The organism is Comamonas testosteroni TK102 (assembly GCF_000739375.1).
In the GTDB taxonomy this organism is placed as follows: domain Bacteria; phylum Pseudomonadota; class Gammaproteobacteria; order Burkholderiales; family Burkholderiaceae_C; genus Comamonas; species Comamonas brasiliensis.
Genome location: NZ_CP006704.1, coordinates 4,203,841 through 4,223,173, shown reverse-complemented (window position 1 = coordinate 4,223,173; position 19,333 = coordinate 4,203,841). Strand labels below are relative to the sequence as shown.

Sequence of the window (19,333 nt, the reverse complement as noted above, 5' to 3'; positions counted from 1 at the left end):
AAGCAAAGCCGGTCGAGCTTACAGCAGTCGCGAAATCAGCGCACCTTCCACAGGGCCTTCCAGCGGAATGCGCACGCGCACGGGGTTGCCTTGTGCGACTTCCACGGGCTGGCCTTCGAGGTTGAACATCTTCTCCAGCAAAACCTGCCGGTTGCCCTGGGGGTGAATCACTTCGATGGTGTCGCCCACGGCGAAACGGTTCATGGTTTCAATCTCGGCCATGCCGTCGGCATAACCGCGCACCGCGCCCACGAAGTGGCTGCGCTGCAGCACGCTGTGGCCGGTTTCGTAGTTCTGGTAGTCGTTGGCAGGGCGGCGCTCCAGCAGGCCGCCGGTATAGCCGCGGTTGGCCAGGCCTTCGAGTTCGGTGATCAGATGCGGGTTGAACGGGCGACCGGCCACGGCGTCGTCGATGGCGCGGCGGTAGGTCTGGGCGGTGCGGGCCACGTAGTACAGGCTCTTGGTGCGGCCTTCGATCTTGAGCGAGTCCACGCCGATCCTGGTCAGGCGCTCCACATGCTCCACGGCGCGCAGGTCCTTGGAGTTCATGATGTAGGTGCCATGCTCATCTTCCATGATGGGCATCATCTCGCCGGGGCGGCCTTTTTCCTCGAGCAGATAGATGGCATCGGCCTTGGGATGGCGCTGCTGGTCGCCGCAGGTACTGGTGAACTGGTTGTCCAGATCGTTCTTGGCTTCTTCGAAGTTGAAGCCATTTTCCATGGTCTGGCCCAGCGCCTCGCCGGTGTTGGGGTCCACGGCCGCGTCATGCGTCTTGTAGTCCCAGCGGCAGGCGTTGGTGCAGGTGCCCTGGTTGGGGTCGCGGCGGTTGAAGTAGCCCGACAGCAGGCAGCGGCCCGAGTAGGCGATGCACAGGGCGCCGTGCACAAACACTTCCAGCTCCATGTCGGGGCATTCCTGGCGGATCTTCTCGATCTCGTCCAGGCTGAGCTCGCGCGACAGGATGATGCGCGAGACGCCCATCTTCTGCCAGAACTTCACGGTGGCGTGGTTGGTGGTGTTGGCCTGCACGGACAGGTGGATTTCCTGCTCGGGCCACTTTTCCTTGACCATCATGATGAGCCCGGGGTCGGCCATGATCATGGCGTCGGGCTTCATGGCGATGATGGGCTCGATGTCGCGCAGATAGGTGCGGACCTTGTCGTTGTGCGCAATCAGATTGCTGGTCAGGAAGAACTTCTTGCCGCGTGCATGCGCCTCGGCAATGCCCTGGCCGATCTGCTCCAGGCGGAATTCGTTGTTGCGCGCGCGCAAGCTGTAGCGCGGCTGGCCGGCGTAGACGGCGTCGGCACCAAAGTCGTAGGCGGCGCGCATCTTGTCGAGCGAGCCGGCAGGCAGCAGCAGTTCGGGGGCTTTGAGGGTCATGATGGCGCTATTGTCCCGCATAGCGCTTTTCACCGTGGCTTGCTAAGGCTACGTGGTCTGTAGCAGTTGCGCGTGCAGCTGCCGCGCAGGCAATGACAGGGAGGCCGTCGCGGCGGGCGTGCACAGCAGCAGCTGGCGCTGCGCCCAGGCGTCGGACAGCGGCACGGCCACCACGCCGGTGGCGGCGGCGTGGCGCTGCACGGCGGCCAGCGGCAGCACGGCAATGCCGACGCCCTGGCCCACGAGCTGGCACAGTCCCTCGAAATGCTGCAGCTGGACCTGGATGCGCAGCAGCCGGTCATTGATCCGCAAGGCCTGTTTCTGCAGCAGCTGCTGCAAGGCGGAGTCGCGTGGCAGGCCGACCCAGTTCTCGTGCAGCAGCTCGGCCAGTTTCAGTTGCGGGCGTCCGGCCAGCGCGTGGCTCAGCGGCAATGCGGCGGCCAGCGGGTCCGCCCTCCAGGGCTGGCAGTGCAGGCCTGCCAGGGCGCTGCTGTCTTCGGCATCCCAGGCAGCCACGCCGATATCGCACAGGCCCTGGCGCAGTCCGGCCAGCACTTCGCTGCTGGGACATTCCTGCAGCTCCAGCGCAATCTGCGGGTGCTGTCGCAGAAAGCGGCTGACGGCCAGCGGCAGATGCTCGCGCACGGCCGAGGTATTGCCGCGCAGCCGGATCTGCCCGGCCAGGCCGGCGCCGAATTCGCCCATGGCTCCGCGCAGGAGCTGCATCTGGCTGAGCACCTGGCGCGCATGCTGGCCCAGGGTGTGACCCGCAGCCGTGGGCTGCACGCCGCGAGCCTGGCGAATGAGCAGCGCCGTGCCCAGCAGCGCCTCCATGCCGCGCACGCGCTCGCTGGCCGAGGCCAGCGTGAGATGGCTGCGCTGTGCCGCTGCCGTCAGCGTGCCGCTGTCGAGGATGTGCACAAACAGCTGGAGGTCGGTCAGGTCAAAGCGCATGGAATTCAAGCCTAAGGTTTATACGAAGTCTGGATTTGAATAATCCCGTTGGTAAAGAGTTCTGTGTCGAAGGATTATCAGCGCCGTGCAAGAGAAAGATGGATCTTGCCAGTGTTTAAAGGTTCGGATGATACGAAGGATTGATGATGTGGAATGAAGGCTGGATGGCTGCGGCAGCCATTGCCGTGTTTGGACTGGCGGGTTGTGTCAAGGGCGTGGTGGGTCTGGGCCTGCCCACGGTTTCCATGGCCTTGCTGGCGGTGTTCATGCCGCCCGCGCAGGCGGCGGCCTTGCTGCTTTTGCCGTCGCTGGTGACGAATCTGGTGCAGATGCGGCCCGTGGCCGGCTTGCAGCCCTTGCTGCAGAGACTGGGCTGGATGCAGCTGGGCATTGTGCTGGGCACGCTGGGAGGTGTGGCCCTCTGGGGCGGAGTCGGCAGCCTGCCCGCAGCCAGGCCGGCACTGGGCCTGGCGCTGGTGCTGTACGCCCTGTGGGGGCTGTCGGGCCTGCGCTGGCAGACGCCGGTGCCGCACCAGGCCTGGCTGGGGGCGGTATGCGGCCTGCTGACGGGCGCCATCACGGCCGTGACCGGTGTCTTTGTCGTGCCAGCTGTGGCCTTTTTGCAGTCGCTGGGCCTGTCCCGCCCCGCGCTCATGCAGGCCATGGGCCTGTGCTTTACCACCTCCACGCTGGCCCTGGGGGGCGGCTTGCTCTGGAAGGGCCAAGGCCTGGGCGCGCAGGCGCAGGAGATGGGACTGGGACTGCTGGCTTCGGCCCTGATGCTGATTCCGGCGCTGGCCGGCATGCACTGGGGCGAGTTGCTGCGCGAAAAACTCTCGCCCGAGCTTTTCCGGAAGCTGCTGATGCTCAGCCTGCTGGCCCTGGGGGTCTACCTGTGCTTCTGAGTGGCCGGGCCGTAGCGACATTGCCGCCGCCCCGGCGTTCGCGAGGCAGGCGGCAATATTGTCACGGGGCAGTTACAGGCGGAAGACCTTGACGGCCTGACCGCGCTCGACTTCCCAGTGCTGCTGGCTGCGCAGGCGCTGGGCCTGCCCCTGGCTGCGCGCATTGTGCCGGGCCAGCTTGATGGCCAGCAGCTCGCGCGCCAGCTGCTTGTTGGCATGCTGGCTGCGTTCGCTCATGACCTTGACGGCCATCCCGCTGGGCACATGCAGGGCATGGACGGCCGAGTCCGTGGTGTTGACATGCTGGCCGCCCTTGCCTGAAGCCTTGCAGGACTGGAACTGGATCTCGCCGTCCATGGTCAGCTGGCGCGGCGGCTCGCAGCGCTGCACGGCGACGAACCAGTTCTTGCGCGGATGCCGGGGCCGGAAGGGGCTGGCGAAGATCCACTGGATGGTGCCCAGCCATTCGCGCAGTGCGGGCGTCTCGCGCTCGCAGCGCAGCAGCACCGACCTGTAGCCGGCCGGGGTGCGGAACTCCTCCAGCACCTCGACCGCGAGATCCTCGGCGGCGCAGGCCTGCAGCAGCTTGCGCAGGGTCAGCTGCAGTGCGTATTCGCACTCGGCGGGACCGTGGGCGGAGCTCAGTTGCATCAGCAGCATTGCAGGGATCCCTTCTTGTAGGTCAGCAGGGGCTTGAGGCGCGCGACCAGCTCCACCAGGCCGGCTTGCTGCAGGCTGGCAACCACGGAGTCCACATCCTTGTAGGCCTGGGGGGCCTCCTCGTAGACCAGCTCGCGGTCGGCGCAGACCACGGCGCTGCCAAAGCGCGTGCGCAGCAGCTCGTCCAGCGTGAAGCGGGGCCGCAGCCGGCCCGCGCAGTCCGTGCGCGCCCATTTGCGGCCGGCGCCGTGGGCCAGCGAATCCAGCGCCTCGTGCCGGCCCGCAACGGGCCGCACCAGATAGCTGTAGTCGCCGCGCGAGCCCGGAATGACGACCAGACCCCGGTCTGCCGGCGTGGCGCCCTTGCGGTGCAGAAAGCCGTCCTGCCCCTGCCAGTGGTGGGGCAGCACATGGTTGTGCGTGATGTCGAGCAGGGCCTTGCCCTGGGTGCGGATCGCGCGCAGCAGGCGCTCGGCGATGCTGCTGCGGTTGAGCCGCGCATAGTCGATGGCTGAATCGTGCTGCAGCAGGTATTGCCTTGCGGCTTCGGTGCCGGCGGCCAGGCCGTCGTGGCTGAAGCGCTGCACATGCTCGCGCAGTATGGCGCCGCCAAGGCCGCGCGAGCCGCTGTGCACCATGAGGTGCACGCGCTTTTTGTCGAGCGCGCCTTCCTCGTAGAGGGTCTCGACCTGCTGCAGTTCGGCAAAGTGGTTGCCGCCGCCGATGGTGCCCAGGCTCTCCTGCAGATAGGTAAGAGCGGCGACACCGCTGGTCTGCGCAATCTGCTGCAGCTGCCCCATGTCCACGGTCTCCAGCAGCTCCTGAGGCAGAGGGCCGTCGATATTGCCCACGGCTTTTTCGAGCCTGGCGCCCGAGGTCTTGTGCACGGCCAGGTCGGTTGCGTACAGGGCCATGCCGCAGCCTATGTCGCCGCCGACCAGGGCCGGGTACAGGCGTCCTGTCGAGAAGAATGCCGCACCTACCGGATAGCCCCGGCCCGGATGCAGGTCGGGAAGACCCACGGCGGCGCGGATGCCGTCCAGATTGGCGGCGGTGGTGTGAAGTTGCTGGATGGCAGCGTCCTCGATCCAGACGCTGCGGTTGGCGAACACCTGGATATAGGTGTCCGAAAAAGAATTGCCCATGAATGGCCCTTGGTCGAATGCATGAAATCAGCGATAGGCAGTCGCGACATGCTCGACCGAGAGGCATCCGGGAATTCACGCGCAGCGCAAGGCCTGACTCCATACCGTTGATGGGCCGGGCGAGGTCTGCAGCGTGGCGGGAAGCGCTAGAAGGCTTTAGGCGGGCACGACTGCAAAGGGATTTGTCGTCTGGGACATGGCTCTCTCCTTTGCGTGAGCGGGAAAGCGCGCAATACGTCGTGTATTGCGGCAAAGAAAGGCATGCTATGGACTGGCAGGCGGCGGCGCAAGCCGTGCAGCTCGGTGCGTTGTGGATTGACCACAGATAGAGAAAAGCCCCGTAGGCCATGCCTGCGGGGCTTGGGGGACAGCTGCGCGCAGTTCCGCGTCAGTCCTGGGGTCTGAAACCTATGACCAGATCCGACGGTACCTTGCCGTCGATATCGCGCGGCAGCTTGTCGGTCTTGTGCAGGGCGCGGACCACGGCTTCGTCCCAGGCCGCGTTGCCGCTGGACTTGGAGATCGTGGCGCTGGTGATGGTGCCGTCCGGTGCCGTGCGCACGCGAACCTCGGCACGCGGATTGCCGCTGACCGCATCGGGGTAGACGATGTTGGGCTTGACGCGCGCTGCCACCTTGGCCGCATAACCCGCCGAGGGGCCGCCACTGGCACTGCTGCCCGCTCCGCCCGTGCGGCTGCCGCCACTGCCGGCCTGATCGCTGCCGCCGGAGCCGCCAGCCAGCCCTTGCAGGCGTGCCAGCTCGGCCTTGCGACGGTCATCGGCTGCCTTGGCATCCTTGGCGTCCCTGGCCGCCTTCTCCTTGGCTTCCTTGGCTGCCTTTTCCTTCTCGGCCTTGTCCTTCTCGGCTTTTTCCCTGGCAGCCTTGTCCTTGGCGGCTTTGTCGGCCTTTTCCTTTTCGGCCTTTTCCGCTTTTTCCTTCTCGGCCTTGTCCTTGGCAGCCTTGTCGGCCTTTTCCTTTTTCTCGTGCTCGAGCTTTTCCTTGCGTTCCTTCTCCGCCTTTTCAGCCTTCTGCTTTTCCAGCTGAGCCTTTTCGGCCTTTTCCTTCTCTGCTTTTTCCTTGCGCTCTTTTTCCCGCTGTTCACGGGCTTCCTGCTCCGCCTTTTCCTTCTTCAGCTGCTCCTGCTTTTTCTTCCTGGCCAGGGCGATCTCGGCCTCATGATCGTCGTCAGGGGCCTGGACCTTGGGGGCAGGAGCAGGAGGAGGCAGCGGTGCCACCACGGGCTCCGGTGGAGGTGGCGGCGGCTCGGGTGCCGGGGGCGGTTCCGGAGTGGGCTCCGGGGCAGGGGGCGGCGGTGTCACGGCGGCGGCAGAGGCTGGCGCGGAACTGCTCCAGACCTCGGCTTCGACCATGGCTTCGTCGGCTTCTTTGGGGGGGCGCACCGTCCACAGCAGGGCCGCGATCAGCAACCCGTGCGCGGCCAGGGCGAGCGACCATGAGCGCGCCCGGCCTTTGGGGCGGGGCGGGGCAAACTGATCGCGATCTTGCTGGTTAGGCATGGTGAATGGGTGGTCTGCGCGGGCTGCGGCTTCAAGGCGTCAAAGTCGCGGCTGGCGGCAGAGCTTCCTGTAGGGGATCAATTGCTGGAAGAGGAAACGACGCCGAAGGCTATGCGCTTGACGCCGGCCTTGGACAGCGTGGTGTGCGCCTTCATGACGTCGTCAAAAGGCAGACCCTTGTCGGCGATGATCTGGATGGCGCTGTCCTCGCCCTGGCCTTGCTGCCAGGACTGGGCCAGACCCTTGAGGTCGCCTGGCTTGATGGTCTGGGTGTTGCTGCCGTTCTTGAACTGGATGCTGCCGTCCTTGTCGAGCAGCACATAGGCAATGTTCTTGGTCGGCGGGCGCGAGGACTTGCCCGCGCTGGGCACGTTGATGGAGCCCGGCGTGAGCATGGGCGCCGTCACCATGAAGATGATGAGCAGCACCAGCATCACGTCGATGAAGGGCACCATATTGATTTCGTTGACGGTGCGGCGATTGCGACCGCGTGAACTCATGGCTGGCATGGATCACACTCCTTACAAATAGACTGCTCAGCGCAGGCCGAAGACACCGGGCAATGGCTGCCGCGCAGCAGGGGCTGCCCCGGCGAAGCTGTCGTCCCCCTGCCGAAGACGGAGGGGGCAGGCGCGAAGCGACTCAGGGCCTGCTTCATCTCAATGGCCGGAGGCGGAGCCGCTGGCGGTGGCACCGACATTGCGCTGCAGGATATTGGAGAACTCCTCGATGAAGGTCTCTTCCTGGCTGGCGATGCGGTCGATGTGGTGGGCGTAGCGGTTGTAGGCCGTCACGGCGGGGATGGCTGCAAACAGACCCATGGCAGTGGCGACCAGGGCTTCGGCAATGCCGGGGGCCACGGTGGCCAGCGTGATCTGCTCCATATTGGCAAAGCCGGTGAAGGCGTGCATCACGCCCCACACGGTACCGAACAGGCCGACATAGGGCGATACCGAGGCCACTGTGCCCAGGAAGGACAGGCCGGATTCGATTTCGTCGAGTTCGCGTTGGAAGCTCGCGCGCATGGCACGGCGCGTGCCGTCCAGCAGCGTGGCGACATCGCCGATACGGCGCTCGCGCAGCTTCTGGTATTCACGCATGCCGCTGGCAAAGATGCGCTCCATGGGGCCGCCGGTCTTGGCGTTCTGCGCCGCAGAGGCGTAGAGGTCGTTGAGGCTGGTGCCCGACCAGAAGTCCTGCTCGAAGTTGTCGTTGAGCGTGCGCACGCGCTTCAGGGTCTGGGCCTTGCGGAAAATGGTGGCCCAGCTCGCTATGGATGCGATCACCAGGATCAGCATGACCAGTTGCACCACCCAGCTGGCCTGCATGATGAGGCTGAGGATGGACATGTCTTGGGAGTTCATGAAAGTTGCTCCAGGATATGGTTCGGAATTCTCGCGGGGCGCATGGTCGTGCCATCCACCCACCCAATTCGGATCGAGCCCGTGCACAGCGGCGTGGACTCTTGGGACTGACTGTCGGAATGCACCAGCCGCGCCTGCTGCTCGATTGTGAGCGAAGCACGGCCGGCACTTTTCAAGCTAGCGGTAACAAAGAGTTGGTCATCGAGTCGCGCCGGGTGCAGATATTCAAGCTGCGCAGACGTTACGACAAAGATGCCGCCGGTTTGTTCCCGCAGCTTTTGCTGGGCGATGCCCAGCGAGCGCAACCACTCGGTGCGGGCACGCTCGAAGAACTTGAGGTAGTTGGCATAGAACACGACGCCGCCGGCGTCGGTGTCTTCCCAGTAAACGCGCATTGGGAATGTGAACACCCCGGCTGCGGCGGCTTGCATGGCATCGGCACCGTCAGGCAAAGGCGCTGGTTGGCTCTGCATCATCACGGATTCAGCAGAAGAGCTTTTTCATGCGAGCAATGGCTTCCTGCAGCTGCTCCATGGAGTTGGCAGTGGAAAAGCGCACATAGTTTGCCGTCTCGGCCTGACCGAAGTCGCGGCCGGGGGTGATGGCCAGGTGAGCCTGGTTCATCAGCGCATAGGCAAAGTCCCAGCTGCCCCTGACGCCGAGCTTTTCGGCGGCAGCGCGGCAGTCGGCCCAGGCGTAGAAGGCGCCGTCGGGCTTGACGGGCACGGGCAGGCCAATCGATTCGAGAGCCGGGATGAAGTAGTCGCGGCGGGCCTTGAACTCGGCGCGGCGACGCTCGTATTCGGCGATGCTTTCAGGCTCGAAGCAGGCCAGGGCCGCATATTGCGACACGGTGCTGGCGCAGATGAACAGATGCTGGGCCAGCATCTCGATCGGCGCGACCAGGGACTCCGGCACCACCATCCAGCCCAGGCGCCAGCCCGTCATGTTGAAGTATTTGCTGAAGCTGTTGATGGAGATGATGTCATCGCCCAGCTTCAGGGCCGATTGGCCGAAGGCTTCGTCGTAGGACAGGCCCAGATAGATTTCATCGACGATGGTCAACCCGCCTTTGGCGCGCACGACGTCGTGGATACGGCGCAGCTCATCGGGAGCAATCGAGGTGCCCGTAGGGTTGGAAGGCGAAGCCAGCATCACGCCGCGTGTGCGCTCGCCCCAGGCCGCTTCGACCTTGGCGGCGCTGAGCTGGAAGCGCTCCGCAGCCGAGGAGGGGATCAGCACCGGCTTGCCTTCGGCCGCCGAGACAAAGTGGCGGTTGCAGGGGTAGCTGGGATCGGGCATCAGCACCTCGTCGCCCTCGTCGATCAGCGCCAGGCAGGCCAGCTGCAGCGCAGCCGAGGCGCCGGCCGTGATGATGATGCGGCGCGCCGGCACGTCCACGCCGAAGCGGCTGGCGTACCAGGCGCTGATGCGCTCGCGCAGCTCGGGCAGGCCCGGAGCCTGGGTGTATTGCGTGCGGCCGCCGCGGATGGCGCGCTCAGCCGCTTCCTGAACCAGGGGCGGGGCGCTGAAGTCCGGCTCGCCGATGTTCAGGTAGATCATGGGCGTGCCGCTGGCGCTGGACTGGCGGGCCACTTCCTGCGCGTGCTTGGCCATTTCCATGACGTAGAAAGGCTCGATGCGTTGGGCGCGGCGGGAAAGCTCGATGACGGACATGGACGACGTTATTCTTTCAATCAATCAGCGTTCGGGAGCAATCGGGCAACTGCAGGGCGTGCGCTGCAGCAGCTTTGCGCCCATAAAAAAACTGCAACCAGCCAGCGGGTGCACGATAGCACCAGCGGCCCTGTTGCAGTGTTTGCTTTGACTATGCATGCAGCGGCAGCAGGGCCGTGCAGGCGCGGCCCTGCAGGTCAAGCGCTTCAGCTGGCAGACTTGTTGGCGCGGTCATGCGCCACTTCGGTGGCACGCAGGTCGGGAGCCAGCCCGTTGAGCACCGCGTTGACATACTTGTGACCGTCGGTGCCGCCAAATTCCTTGGCCAGCTCGATGCACTCGTTGAGCACCACGCGCCAGGGCACGTCAGGGCAGTTCTGGAACTCGTACACGCCAATCCACATGCAGGCATGTTCGATGGGCGAGATCTCGGTCAGACCGCGATCGAGCTTGGGCGTGATCAGCGCATCCAGGGAGACCTCGTTTTCCACGCAGCCGCGCAGCAGCGCGTCGTAGTGCACCACGTCGGCCTTGTGAAAGCCGGCCAGATCGCGCGTGAAGCGATCGATGTCGAGCACCGCATTGCGGCCCACGATGTGCTGATACAGACCTTGCAGTGCGAATTCGCGTGCGCGGCTGCGGTTGGACTTGGAGCCCGCCTTGCGTGCGCCGGTGCTGGTCAGGCCGGTGCGCTTCTGGGGTGGGCGGCGCGAGCCGGACTCGCTGGATTGTTCTTCACTCATGATCGTCGTAGGAGTTGAGCAGATTGGCCATTTCCACGGCGACGCGGGCTGCGTCGCGGCCCTTCTCGACTTGGCGGGCGATGGCCTGCTCCATGTTTTCAGTGGTGATGATCGCGTTGGCGATCGGCAGCCGGTAGTCCAGGCTCAGGCGTGTCACGCCTGCACCCGATTCGTTGGCTACCAGCTCGAAGTGGTATGTCTCCCCACGGATGATGCAGCCCAGCGCCACCAGGGCGTCGTACTGATCGGTGTCGGCCAGTGTCTGCAGCGCCACGGGCACTTCGAGTGCGCCGGGGACGGTGACATGGTCGATGTTCTCGGTCTTCACACCCAGTGCCAGCAGCTCGTCGCGGCAGGAGGCAAACAGGGTGTTGGTAATGCTTTCGTTGAAGCGTGCCTGCACGATGCCGATCTTCAGTCCGGCGCCGTTCAGGTTTTGGCCTTGGCCTTTTTCTGCGTTTTGCATCTGGTGTTCCGTCTCTTATTCCTTGGGGATGTAACCCGTGATTTCCAGGCCGTAGCCCGCCATGCTGGGCATGCGGCGGGGCTGGCCCATGAGCTGCATCTTGCTCACGCCCAGCTCGCGCAGGATTTGCGCGCCCACGCCATAGGTGCGCAGGTCCATGCGGCCGCGCTCCGGCGCCTGGGCCGAACGGGCCTTGCCTTCGAACTGGGTCAGCAACTGCTCGCCGGATTCGCTGCAGTTGAGCAGCACGGCCACGCCCTGGCCATTGCCGTTGATGTACTTGAGGCTTTCGTCCAGGCACCAGGAATGCTGGTTGCGGCCGGTTTCGAGCGCATCGAGCACTGACAGCGGCTCGTGCACGCGCACGGGCACGGTGGTGTCTGGCTGCCATTCGCCCTTGACCAGTGCCAGGTGCACGGAGCCGCTGGGCACGTCGCGGAAGGCATGGGCGATGAATTCGCCATGGGCCGTCTGCATGGGGCGGCTGCCCACTTTCTGCAGCAGGGATTCGTTGCGGCTGCGGTATTCGATGAGGTCGGCAATCGTGCCGATCTTGATGCCATGCTCGGCGCAGAACAGCTGCAGATCGGGCAGGCGGGCCATGGTGCCGTCGTCCTTCATGATCTCGCAGATCACGGCCGAGGGCGTGCAGCCTGCCAGCGCGGCCAGATCGCAACCGGCTTCGGTATGGCCGGCGCGCATGAGTACGCCGCCGTCCACGGCCTGCAGCGGGAAGATATGGCCGGGTTGCACCAGATCGCTGGGCTGGCTGTTCTTGTTCACGGCCACCTGGATGGTGCGCGCGCGGTCGGCGGCCGAGATGCCGGTGGTCACGCCTTCGGCGGCTTCGATGGAGATGGTGAAGGCCGTGCTGTACACGGTGCCGTTGCGCGCGGCCATGGGCGGCAGCTTGAGGAATTCGCAGCGCTCGCGGGTCAGCGTCAGGCAGATCAGGCCACGGCCGAAGCGGGCCATGAAGTTGATGGCCTCCGCTGTGACATGGTCGGACGCCAGAACCAGATCGCCTTCGTTCTCACGGTCCTCTTCGTCAACGAGCACGACCATGCGGCCGGCACGCATTTCCGCCACGATTTCTTCGACGGGCGAGATGGGCACGGGTTGGAGGGAGCTGTTCATGGAATGCCTTCTTGGACGTGAACTGGATGCGATGCACTGCAGTCGGCGGCTGGCGCATGACACGCACCAGTGAGGCATTGCCGACGCCGCCACGGGCGCAGGCAGGACTTCCAAAGAACGTGTGAGGCGGGGGCCGCCTGGGCGGAGCCGCTTTCTGCAGGGCAAGGCCTTGCGGAAAGCGCTCATTCTATTGCAGAGCGGGCTTTGAGCGCGCGAGCCGACCCTGAAACCATGATGCAGTGCAAGAACCGGACGCAGTTCCAATGCGTGGCGTCCAGCGAGAGCCGCCCCGGAGGATGCCTGCCCCAGCAATGATGCCGTCCCCCTCGGGGGAAGCGGCGAGGCGGCTCAGAGTGGCTTACAGATACTCATGATCCTTGAGCACCACATCGCTGTCGGGATAGGCGCAGCAGGGCAGTACGTAGCCTTCGGCCTGCTCCTCGCTCGTCACGCCCGGCCATTCGATGTCGTAGTGCACGCTGCCCGATACCAGCTGTCCCATGCAGGTGCGGCAGGTGCCGTTGCGGCAGGAGCTGGGCCAGTTCACGCCGCCGCTCTCCAGCGAGTCCAGCAGGGACTGATCGGCCCAGGCGTCGACCTGCTGGCCGCTGGGCTCGCACTTGGCGATGAAGAAGGGAGGGGCAAAAGCAGAGGCGTTGGACATGAGGCGCTGTGGTGATTCTTTGCAAAACCCGTTGTTGTAGCCGGTTTGCCAAGGCCGTGGGCCCGGTGCGGATTGCCTGTTTTTTCAGCGCTGGATAATGTGCCGTTAGAAATCAACGACTTGCCTGACTTATTCATGGGGAAGGTGCAGTTGTTCACAAGGATGTCCAGCGTAGGACGGGATAAGTGGCCATCTGTCGGCGGTGGTCTGATCAAAAAACAGGCAGTTTGCAAAACTCCATGCAAATCAAGTGCTTGAAACATTGCTGCAAAAGCTATTCAGGCTTGTCCACAGGCTTGTTGAGAAAAATTGGGGAAAAGCCCGTCGCTTGTGGATGACCTATGTTTGCTATTGATAAAAGAGCTTGTAGCGCATACAAATGTTGAAGTTTGAATAGTTTTAATATTGAAACCAATTGACTGATTGCGGTAAAAGCTTCCGGATTGATAGCATTCTCCAGACTTACCCGCAGGCAGTCGCAAACGCTACGTTGCGCTGCAGCATGGGCGCTTAAAGTGATTGCATCAATGCACAAGCAAGGAGCTAGACATCATGGCAATGGATTTTCAAGGTCGTGTGGCCATCGTGACGGGAGCGGGCGGCGGTCTGGGGCGTCTGCACGCGCTGGCCCTGGCCAGGCGCGGCGCCAAGGTGGTGGTCAACGATCTGGGCGGCGCGGTGGACGGCTCGGGCGGCTCGGATACGGCGGCGCAGCAGGTGGTGGATGAAATCCGTGCGGCTGGCGGCGAGGCGATTGCCAACGCGGCCTCCGTGACCGACTTCGAAGCCGTGCAGGCCATGGTCAAGCAGGCCATCACGGCCTGGGGGCGCGTGGACATTCTGGTCAACAACGCCGGCATTCTGCGTGACAAGAGCTTTGCCAAGATGGACATGGCGGACTTCCGCCTGGTGGTCGACGTGCACCTGATGGGCGCGGCCAACTGCTGCAAGGCCGTCTGGCCCTATATGCAGGAGCAGAGCTATGGCCGCATCGTGATGACGACCTCGTCGACGGGTCTCTATGGCAATTTCGGCCAGGCCAACTATGGCGCGGCCAAGCTGGCCCAGGTGGGGCTGATGCAGACGCTGGCCATCGAAGGCGCCAAGCACAATATCCGGGTCAACGCGCTGGCCCCCACGGCGGCCACACGCATGACGGCGGGCCTGCTGCCCGAGCCGGTGCTGGAAGCCTTGAAGCCGGAGGCCGTGGTGCCCGCCATGCTGGTGCTGGCGCACGAGGGCGCACCCACGCGCACCATTGTCTGCGCCGGTGCCGGCGGTTTCGAGGCCGCGCACATCACCATGACCGAGGGCATTTATCTGGGCATGGGCGAGACCGTTCCCGAGGAGCTGGCCGCGCGCCTGGCCGAAGTCACGGCCAGCGAGGGCCAGCAGGTGCCGGCCAGCGGTGCCGTCCAGGGGCAGGTGGAAGTGGGCAAGGCCATGAAAGCGCATGGACATTGATCAAAGCCAAGCTCGCGGCATTTTTTACCCCGTGCCGGTGGCGGCGACGGCTGCCAGCTGCGATTAGCACAGCTGAAAAAAGCCCTCCCGCGAGGGCTTTTTCCGTTTGGGAGTGAGCATGTGCTCATGCCAGGGCTTCGGTTAACCTGACAAATTTCTGGAGCAGCCACGGGCTTGTAGCAGCTCAACAGGCCGAAAAACGTGGTTAAGCGGCCAGCCGCCTTCGCGTTGCGCCTTGTTTCTCTATCATTCGCCGTCTGGGCGCGATTGGGCAGACGAGGTTTGTCGTCAGCGTCTTCACTAAGAAGGTAAAAACAATGAAGACATCGCAGGCCGCCGTGAATATGCCCACCGCCGATAGGCTGCTGGGCATTCGTCGCGGCATCGAGAAAGAGGGACTGCGGGCACTGGCCACGGGCTCGCTGGCCCTGACGCCGCACCCCGCGGAACTGGGCTCGGCTCTCACGCACCCGCACATCACCACCGATTACAGCGAGTCCCAGCTGGAACTCATCACCGGCGCGCGCCTGGGGGTCGAGGAATGCCTGGACGAGCTGACCGAAGTCCATCAGTTCGTGCTGCGCAACCTCAGCGAAAGCGGCGAGCTGATGTGGAACGCCAGCATGCCCTGCCGGCTGCCCACGGACGAGACGATTCCGCTGGGCCGCTATGGCGGCTCGCACTCGGGTCGCTCCAAGAGCGTCTACCGCATGGGGCTGGGGCACCGCTATGGCCGCCGCATGCAGACCATCTCGGGGATTCATTACAACTGGTCGCTGCCCGGCGTGAGCAGCGACCAGTACTTTGCGCTGATCCGCAACTTCCGCCGCAACGCCTTTGTGCTGCTGTACCTGTACGGGGCCTCTCCTGCGCTGTGTCCCTGCTTTGTGGAAGGGCGCGAGCATCGCCTGCAGCCGCTGGGCGACGGCAGGAACGCACTGTATCTGCCCTATGCCACATCGCTGCGCATGGGGCGACTGGGCTATCAGAGCGATGCGCAGTCCAGCATCAATGTCAGCTACAACGGACTCGAGGGCTATGCGGACTCGCTGCATGAGGCACTGACCCGTCCCTACCCGGCCTACGAGCAACTGGGCGTGAGAAACCCCGGGGGCGACTACAACCAGCTGGGTACGGGTCTGTTGCAGATCGAGAACGAGTTCTACGGCACCATCCGCCCCAAGCGCACCGTCAAGAGCGGCGAGCGCCCGCTGCATGCGCTGCGCGAGCGTGGCGTGGAATATGTGGAAGTGCGGCTCATGGACATCGATCCTTATGAAACCGTGGGCATCGCCCCGGCCACCATGCGCATGATCGACGTCTTCCTCCTGCACTGCCTGCACAGTGACAGCCCCGATGACACGCCCCAGGAAATAGCCGACCTCAAGCACAACCAGCATCTGGCTGCCGAGCAGGGCCGGGAGCCGGGCCTGACGCTGGTGCGCAACGGCCAGCAGGTGCTGCTGACCGAATGGGCGCAGGAAGTGCTGGAGCAATGCCGTCCCTATGCCCAGGCGCTGGATGCCGCGCATGGCACGGGCGACTACAGCGCCGCTCTGGAGCAGGCCCTGGCCCGCGTGCAGGACGCGCAGTCCACGCCCTCGGCCCATGTGCTGCAGGAGCTCACCGGTGCCTATGACAACCATTTCATCGACTTCATGACCACGCAGTCCGCCAAGGCGCGCGATGCCTTGCTGGCCATGCCCTGGACGGCCGAGCAGCAGGCGCGCTACGAGCAGATGAGCCAGGAGTCGGTGATTGCACAGCAGGCCATCGAGGCCGCCGACACCATGACGTTCGAAGAGTGGCGCCAGCGCTATATGGACCCGGCCAGCCTGCGCTGACTCTCTGAATTCGATAGCTGAAAGCGCTTGTGGCCTTTGGGCTGCAAGCGCTTTTCTTCTTGCTGCAGCGGCGATGTCACAGCCTTGTCATCTTTGTTTCATATCGTAACGGTCGGCGGGGCGCTGCGCTCCGCGCTTGATCGGCGGTGTGCTCATGTTGTTGAAGAAATTCCAGAACCTTTCGGTGGCTCGCAAGATGTGGGCCTTGTTCCTGGGGCTGTTGCTGTGCAATGTGCTGGTGGCAGGCGGCCTGTTCGGCTATTTGCAGAATGTGGAGCAGCGGGTCAGCGCAGCCGTTCAGGCCACGGACAAGCGCATCAATCTAGCACTGCGCTGGCAGGCGCTGACACTGCAGAGTGTGGAGGCAGCGCTGGCCAGCGTGCTCTCGTCGGAAGAGCATCTGATCGCTCAGCTCTCGCAGAAAGCGCGCGGGTTGATGCAGCAGGCCGCAGGTCTGCAGCAGCAGGTGCGGGCCGATGCGCAGACCGAGGTGGATCGGGGCGGGCTGACCAAGGTGGAGCAGGAGCGCAAGGCCGTGCTCGATATCTATGAAGAGGCCTATCAGGCGCGCGACCTGGGCAAGGCCTGGGAGGCGCAGAAGCTGGTGGACGAGCAACTGATCCCGGCCTCCAGGCGCTATGTCCAGGCCCAGGATGCCTTTGTCGAGGCCCAGCAGCAGCAGCGCCTGGATGCCGAGCAGCAGGGGCGCGAGCAAACCGCTGTCGCCAAGCGCATGGCCATGGGTGTGGGCCTGTTCATGGGTCTGGTAGGAGCACTGCTGTCGCTGGCGACGATTCGCTCCATCACCACTCCCCTGAGCGAGGCCGTACAGCTGGCGCAGACCATTGCGGCAGGCGATCTGAGTTTTACGCCACCGTCAACGGGGCGCAGCGACGAGCTGGGTCGGCTCATGCAGTCGCTGGCGCTGATGACGCGTCAGCTACGGGGTCTGGTGGGCGAGGTGCAGGGCGGCGTGGAAGCCGTGGCCGCTGCATCCAGCCAGATGGCGCAGGACAATAGCGACCTCTCCGATCGCACGGCCCATGCGGCAGAGCAGCTCAAGGCCACGGTCAGCAGCATAGAAAACATGGTCACCCTGGTCACCCATTCTGCCGACAGTGCGCGCCATGCCGACCAGAGTGCGCGCAGCGCTGCCGAGGCGGCGGCCAGCGGCGGCAGCGTGGTGCAGGAGGTGGTGCGCAACATGGAGCACATGGCCCAGAGCAGCCAGCAGGTGGCCGCCATTGTGGGAGTGATAGACGGAATTGCCTTCCAGACCAATATCCTGGCGCTGAACGCTGCAGTGGAGGCGGCGCGGGCCGGAACCCAGGGCCGCGGCTTTGCCGTGGTGGCAGCCGAGGTGCGCGAGCTGGCCCAGCGCAGTGCCGAAGCGGCCAAGCAGATCCGCCAGCTGATGGACCATTCCACCCGGCAGATGAAGTCGGGCCAGACACTGGCGCTGCAGGCCGGTCAGCGCATGGAGCATATCGTGCGCGATGTGCGCACGGTCAGCGGTCTGATCGCATCGATCACTGAGGCGGCCCAGGCGCAGAACCAGGGCATTGCCCGGATCAGCGAGGCGGTGCAGGCCCTGGACCATATGACCAGCCAGAACGCGGGTCTGGTGGCGGAGTCCAGTGCGGCGGCGCGCGAGCTATTCCATCAGGCGCAGCGACTGGAGGCCGGGGCAGGGCGTTTCCGGGTCAGCTACCAGTCGCTGGGCAACGAGATCGTCGATATCGATTTCGATGATGATGCTATGAAAGATGAGGCTCATCCGCGCACCCTGCCTGCGCTGGAAGCCGAAACGGCATAAGTTCCGGCAGCCTGGTTTCAGCCTGCGCTCAGGGCTTCGGACGCATCCTCCAGCCAGAAAGACAGCGCACCGTAATAGCCTTCCCAGACGCAGCCGTTGCAACCGCGCCCGCAGCAGCTCGTGGGCTCGGGTGGCGGCTGGCGCAGCGTCACCTCCGCTGCCGCGGCGCGCTGCTGCCAGAGCGCGATCTGGCTGCGAGCCTGGGTCAGCGGCTGCAGCAGGGCCGCATCGCTCATTTCCTGAAGCGAACCCAGAGAAACTGGGCTATGAATGCCAGACCCAGCACCAGGGCGAACCAGCCCACGATGTGGGACTGGGCAAACAGCTGGGCGATGCCGCTTTCGGGCTTGAACACCGGAGCCAGCAAGATGATGATGCCGATCAGCGCAATCGTCAGGCCTTTGATCAGGATTTCGTTGCGCGATTTGGGCTTTTGGGGGGCGGATGGCAGGGGCATAAGCGAGCGGACAGGTCAGAAAGGCAGAGGCAGATTATCCTTGCGCGCCTGAATTCACCGACATAAAAGGGTGTTTGTGCCGATTGCGTGCCCACACCCCGCACAACAAGAAAGATCTGCGCTATGGCCATCCAATGGTTTCCCGGTCACATGCATCTGACGCGTCAGGCCATCACGGAGCGCGTCAAGGAAATCGATGTGGTCATCGAGGTTCTGGATGCGCGCCTGCCTGGCTCCAGCGCCAATCCCCTGCTGCAGGAGATGACGGGCCACAAGCCGCGCCTGAAGATACTCAACAAGCAGGACATGGCCGATCCGGTACAGACCAAGGCCTGGATGGACTGGTACAACGCCCAGAGCGAGACCCGCGCCATTGGGCTGGACGCCTCGGAGCCGGCGCCCACCAAGCGCCTGATCGAGCAGTGCAAGCTGCTGGCGCCCGCGCGCGGCGGTCTGGCCAAGCCCATGCGCGTGCTGATCTGCGGCGTGCCCAATGTGGGCAAGTCCACGCTGATCAACTCCATGAGCGGCAAGACCCAGGCCAAGACCGGCAACGAGGCCGGTGTGACCAAGCTGGAGCAGCGCATCGTGCTGGCCGACGATTTCTACCTCTGGGACACGCCGGGCATGCTGTGGCCGCGCATCATCGTGGAGAAAAGCGGCTACAACCTGGCTGCCAGCGGTGCCGTGGGGCGCAATGCCTATGACGAAGACCTGGTGGCGCTGGAGCTGCTGCTGTATCTGCAGAAGCACTATGCCCCCATGCTGGAGGCGCGCTACAAGCTGGGCATTTCGGCCCAGGAGATCGCTGCACTGCACGACGATGAGTTGCTGACGCTGATCGGCAAGAAGCGCGGTGCCGTGATGAGCGGCGGCCGCGTGAATCTGCAAAAGGCGGCCGAGCTGGTGCTGACGGACTTCCGCGATGTGAGCATTGGCCGCATCACGCTGGAGACACCAGCCGAATTTGAGGCCTGGCTTGCCGAGGGCCAGCAAAAGGATGCGGAGCGCCAGGCCAGAAAGGACGCCCAGACCAAGGCGCGCCGAAGCGCGCGCCGCCGGCAGCCCTGAGCTTGCGGCTAACGCCCGGCCCCCGGGCGGCGCAGGCAGATGGCATTGGGCAGGCTGGCCT

General features: G+C 64.4%; 20 protein-coding genes. 5 read left to right on the top strand and 15 right to left on the bottom strand.

Going from position 1 to position 19,333, the window contains the following annotated elements; genetic code table 11:
* Positions 1–18: 18 nt before the first annotated feature.
* Entirely contained in the window at positions 19–1,407 is a 1,389-nt protein-coding gene (gene yegQ / locus O987_RS19090) for a tRNA 5-hydroxyuridine modification protein YegQ (RefSeq protein WP_043374065.1), read from the bottom strand.
* A 27-nt stretch (positions 1,408–1,434) separates the two neighbouring features.
* Entirely contained in the window at positions 1,435–2,340 is a 906-nt protein-coding gene (locus O987_RS19085) for a LysR substrate-binding domain-containing protein (protein WP_043374063.1), read from the bottom strand.
* A gap of 146 nt (positions 2,341–2,486) precedes the next feature.
* On the opposite strand from O987_RS19085, the gene O987_RS19080 reads away from it, so the two are divergent.
* Positions 2,487–3,245 (top strand): sulfite exporter TauE/SafE family protein, encoded by a 759-nt coding sequence (locus tag O987_RS19080; protein WP_043376664.1) that lies wholly within the window; start codon positions 2,487–2,489, stop codon positions 3,243–3,245.
* Positions 3,246–3,317: 72 nt separating this feature from the next.
* On the opposite strand, the gene prfH is transcribed toward O987_RS19080, so the two are convergent.
* The 11 genes from prfH to O987_RS19025 all read right to left on the bottom strand — a co-directional run bounded on the left by prfH (position 3,318) and on the right by O987_RS19025 (position 12,620).
* Positions 3,318–3,896, bottom strand: coding sequence for a peptide chain release factor H (gene prfH, locus O987_RS19075; RefSeq protein ID WP_235214181.1), 579 nt, complete (start codon positions 3,894–3,896; stop codon positions 3,318–3,320).
* A complete protein-coding gene (locus O987_RS19070) occupies positions 3,896–5,050 on the bottom strand; it encodes an RNA ligase RtcB family protein (protein ID WP_043374058.1) in 1,155 nt (384 codons plus the stop codon). The genes prfH and O987_RS19070 overlap by 1 nt, the downstream gene beginning before the upstream one ends.
* Before the next feature lie 388 nt (positions 5,051–5,438).
* On the bottom strand, positions 5,439–6,569 hold the full coding sequence (tolA, locus tag O987_RS19065) for a cell envelope integrity protein TolA (RefSeq protein ID WP_043374056.1): 1,131 nt from the start codon (positions 6,567–6,569) through the stop codon (positions 5,439–5,441).
* Positions 6,570–6,646: 77 nt separating this feature from the next.
* The gene (locus tag O987_RS19060; protein WP_003053257.1) at positions 6,647–7,078 is read right to left on the bottom strand and encodes a biopolymer transporter ExbD; all 432 of its coding nucleotides are present in this window, start codon (positions 7,076–7,078) and stop codon (positions 6,647–6,649) included.
* Between the two features lie 150 nt (positions 7,079–7,228).
* A complete protein-coding gene (tolQ, locus tag O987_RS19055; protein ID WP_003053258.1) occupies positions 7,229–7,933 on the bottom strand; it encodes a protein TolQ in 705 nt (234 codons plus the stop codon).
* Positions 7,930–8,409, bottom strand: a complete 480-nt coding sequence (gene ybgC / locus O987_RS19050; protein ID WP_003053259.1) for a tol-pal system-associated acyl-CoA thioesterase — start codon at positions 8,407–8,409, stop codon at positions 7,930–7,932. The genes tolQ and ybgC overlap by 4 nt, the downstream gene beginning before the upstream one ends.
* A 7-nt stretch (positions 8,410–8,416) precedes the next feature.
* On the bottom strand, positions 8,417–9,610 hold the full coding sequence (locus O987_RS19045; RefSeq protein WP_200879565.1) for a pyridoxal phosphate-dependent aminotransferase: 1,194 nt from the start codon (positions 9,608–9,610) through the stop codon (positions 8,417–8,419).
* Between the two features lie 206 nt (positions 9,611–9,816).
* Positions 9,817–10,353, bottom strand: a complete 537-nt coding sequence (gene nusB, locus O987_RS19040) for a transcription antitermination factor NusB (protein WP_003053261.1) — start codon at positions 10,351–10,353, stop codon at positions 9,817–9,819.
* Entirely contained in the window at positions 10,346–10,819 is a 474-nt protein-coding gene (gene ribH, locus O987_RS19035; protein WP_003053262.1) for a 6,7-dimethyl-8-ribityllumazine synthase, read from the bottom strand. The genes nusB and ribH overlap by 8 nt, the downstream gene beginning before the upstream one ends.
* A 15-nt stretch (positions 10,820–10,834) precedes the next feature.
* On the bottom strand, positions 10,835–11,956 hold the full coding sequence (gene ribBA / locus O987_RS19030) for a bifunctional 3,4-dihydroxy-2-butanone-4-phosphate synthase/GTP cyclohydrolase II (protein WP_003053263.1): 1,122 nt from the start codon (positions 11,954–11,956) through the stop codon (positions 10,835–10,837).
* Positions 11,957–12,314: 358 nt separating this feature from the next.
* Positions 12,315–12,620 (bottom strand): 2Fe-2S iron-sulfur cluster-binding protein, encoded by a 306-nt coding sequence (locus O987_RS19025; protein WP_043374053.1) that lies wholly within the window; start codon positions 12,618–12,620, stop codon positions 12,315–12,317.
* Positions 12,621–13,172: 552 nt separating this feature from the next.
* On the opposite strand from O987_RS19025, the gene O987_RS19020 reads away from it, so the two are divergent.
* The 3 genes from O987_RS19020 (at position 13,173) to O987_RS19010 (ending at position 17,744) form a co-directional block, all read left to right on the top strand.
* Positions 13,173–14,084, top strand: coding sequence for an SDR family NAD(P)-dependent oxidoreductase (locus tag O987_RS19020; protein WP_043374050.1), 912 nt, complete (start codon positions 13,173–13,175; stop codon positions 14,082–14,084).
* 317 nt (positions 14,085–14,401) lie between these two features.
* Positions 14,402–15,928, top strand: a complete 1,527-nt coding sequence (gshA, locus tag O987_RS19015) for a glutamate--cysteine ligase (RefSeq protein WP_003053266.1) — start codon at positions 14,402–14,404, stop codon at positions 15,926–15,928.
* A gap of 154 nt (positions 15,929–16,082) precedes the next feature.
* Positions 16,083–17,744 carry a methyl-accepting chemotaxis protein gene (locus O987_RS19010; RefSeq protein WP_043376660.1) on the top strand — a complete coding sequence of 554 codons (1,662 nt, stop codon included), beginning with the start codon at positions 16,083–16,085 and terminating at the stop codon, positions 17,742–17,744.
* 17 nt (positions 17,745–17,761) lie between these two features.
* Here the strand turns inward: O987_RS19010 and O987_RS19005 are convergent, their stop codons facing one another.
* Positions 17,762–17,980 (bottom strand): oxidoreductase-like domain-containing protein, encoded by a 219-nt coding sequence (locus O987_RS19005; protein ID WP_003053268.1) that lies wholly within the window; start codon positions 17,978–17,980, stop codon positions 17,762–17,764.
* Entirely contained in the window at positions 17,977–18,201 is a 225-nt protein-coding gene (locus tag O987_RS19000; RefSeq protein ID WP_003053269.1) for a hypothetical protein, read from the bottom strand. Before O987_RS19000 ends, O987_RS19005 begins: the two co-directional genes overlap by 4 nt.
* Positions 18,202–18,324: 123 nt before the next feature.
* Here O987_RS19000 and ylqF point away from each other — a divergent pair, with 123 nt between their 5' ends.
* Positions 18,325–19,272, top strand: a complete 948-nt coding sequence (gene ylqF / locus O987_RS18995; RefSeq protein WP_043374048.1) for a ribosome biogenesis GTPase YlqF — start codon at positions 18,325–18,327, stop codon at positions 19,270–19,272.
* Positions 19,273–19,333 lie beyond the last annotated feature (61 nt).

What these genes read in the sequence shown, in the direction of transcription:
- yegQ (WP_043374065.1), bottom strand. Translation starts at nt 1,407, where the DNA reads ATGCGGGACAATAGCGCCATCATGACCCTCAAAGCCCCCGAACTGCTG.
- O987_RS19085 (WP_043374063.1), bottom strand. Translation starts at nt 2,340, where the DNA reads ATGCGCTTTGACCTGACCGACCTCCAGCTGTTTGTGCACATCCTCGAC.
- O987_RS19080 (WP_043376664.1), top strand. Translation starts at nt 2,487, where the DNA reads ATGTGGAATGAAGGCTGGATGGCTGCGGCAGCCATTGCCGTGTTTGGA.
- prfH (WP_235214181.1), bottom strand. Translation starts at nt 3,896, where the DNA reads ATGCAACTGAGCTCCGCCCACGGTCCCGCCGAGTGCGAATACGCACTG.
- O987_RS19070 (WP_043374058.1), bottom strand. Translation starts at nt 5,050, where the DNA reads ATGGGCAATTCTTTTTCGGACACCTATATCCAGGTGTTCGCCAACCGC.
- tolA (WP_043374056.1), bottom strand. Translation starts at nt 6,569, where the DNA reads ATGCCTAACCAGCAAGATCGCGATCAGTTTGCCCCGCCCCGCCCCAAA.
- O987_RS19060 (WP_003053257.1), bottom strand. Translation starts at nt 7,078, where the DNA reads ATGCCAGCCATGAGTTCACGCGGTCGCAATCGCCGCACCGTCAACGAA.
- tolQ (WP_003053258.1), bottom strand. Translation starts at nt 7,933, where the DNA reads ATGAACTCCCAAGACATGTCCATCCTCAGCCTCATCATGCAGGCCAGC.
- ybgC (WP_003053259.1), bottom strand. Translation starts at nt 8,409, where the DNA reads ATGATGCAGAGCCAACCAGCGCCTTTGCCTGACGGTGCCGATGCCATG.
- O987_RS19045 (WP_200879565.1), bottom strand. Translation starts at nt 9,610, where the DNA reads ATGTCCGTCATCGAGCTTTCCCGCCGCGCCCAACGCATCGAGCCTTTC.
- nusB (WP_003053261.1), bottom strand. Translation starts at nt 10,353, where the DNA reads ATGAGTGAAGAACAATCCAGCGAGTCCGGCTCGCGCCGCCCACCCCAG.
- ribH (WP_003053262.1), bottom strand. Translation starts at nt 10,819, where the DNA reads ATGCAAAACGCAGAAAAAGGCCAAGGCCAAAACCTGAACGGCGCCGGA.
- ribBA (WP_003053263.1), bottom strand. Translation starts at nt 11,956, where the DNA reads ATGAACAGCTCCCTCCAACCCGTGCCCATCTCGCCCGTCGAAGAAATC.
- O987_RS19025 (WP_043374053.1), bottom strand. Translation starts at nt 12,620, where the DNA reads ATGTCCAACGCCTCTGCTTTTGCCCCTCCCTTCTTCATCGCCAAGTGC.
- O987_RS19020 (WP_043374050.1), top strand. Translation starts at nt 13,173, where the DNA reads ATGGCAATGGATTTTCAAGGTCGTGTGGCCATCGTGACGGGAGCGGGC.
- gshA (WP_003053266.1), top strand. Translation starts at nt 14,402, where the DNA reads ATGAAGACATCGCAGGCCGCCGTGAATATGCCCACCGCCGATAGGCTG.
- O987_RS19010 (WP_043376660.1), top strand. Translation starts at nt 16,083, where the DNA reads ATGTTGTTGAAGAAATTCCAGAACCTTTCGGTGGCTCGCAAGATGTGG.
- O987_RS19005 (WP_003053268.1), bottom strand. Translation starts at nt 17,980, where the DNA reads ATGAGCGATGCGGCCCTGCTGCAGCCGCTGACCCAGGCTCGCAGCCAG.
- O987_RS19000 (WP_003053269.1), bottom strand. Translation starts at nt 18,201, where the DNA reads ATGCCCCTGCCATCCGCCCCCCAAAAGCCCAAATCGCGCAACGAAATC.
- ylqF (WP_043374048.1), top strand. Translation starts at nt 18,325, where the DNA reads ATGGCCATCCAATGGTTTCCCGGTCACATGCATCTGACGCGTCAGGCC.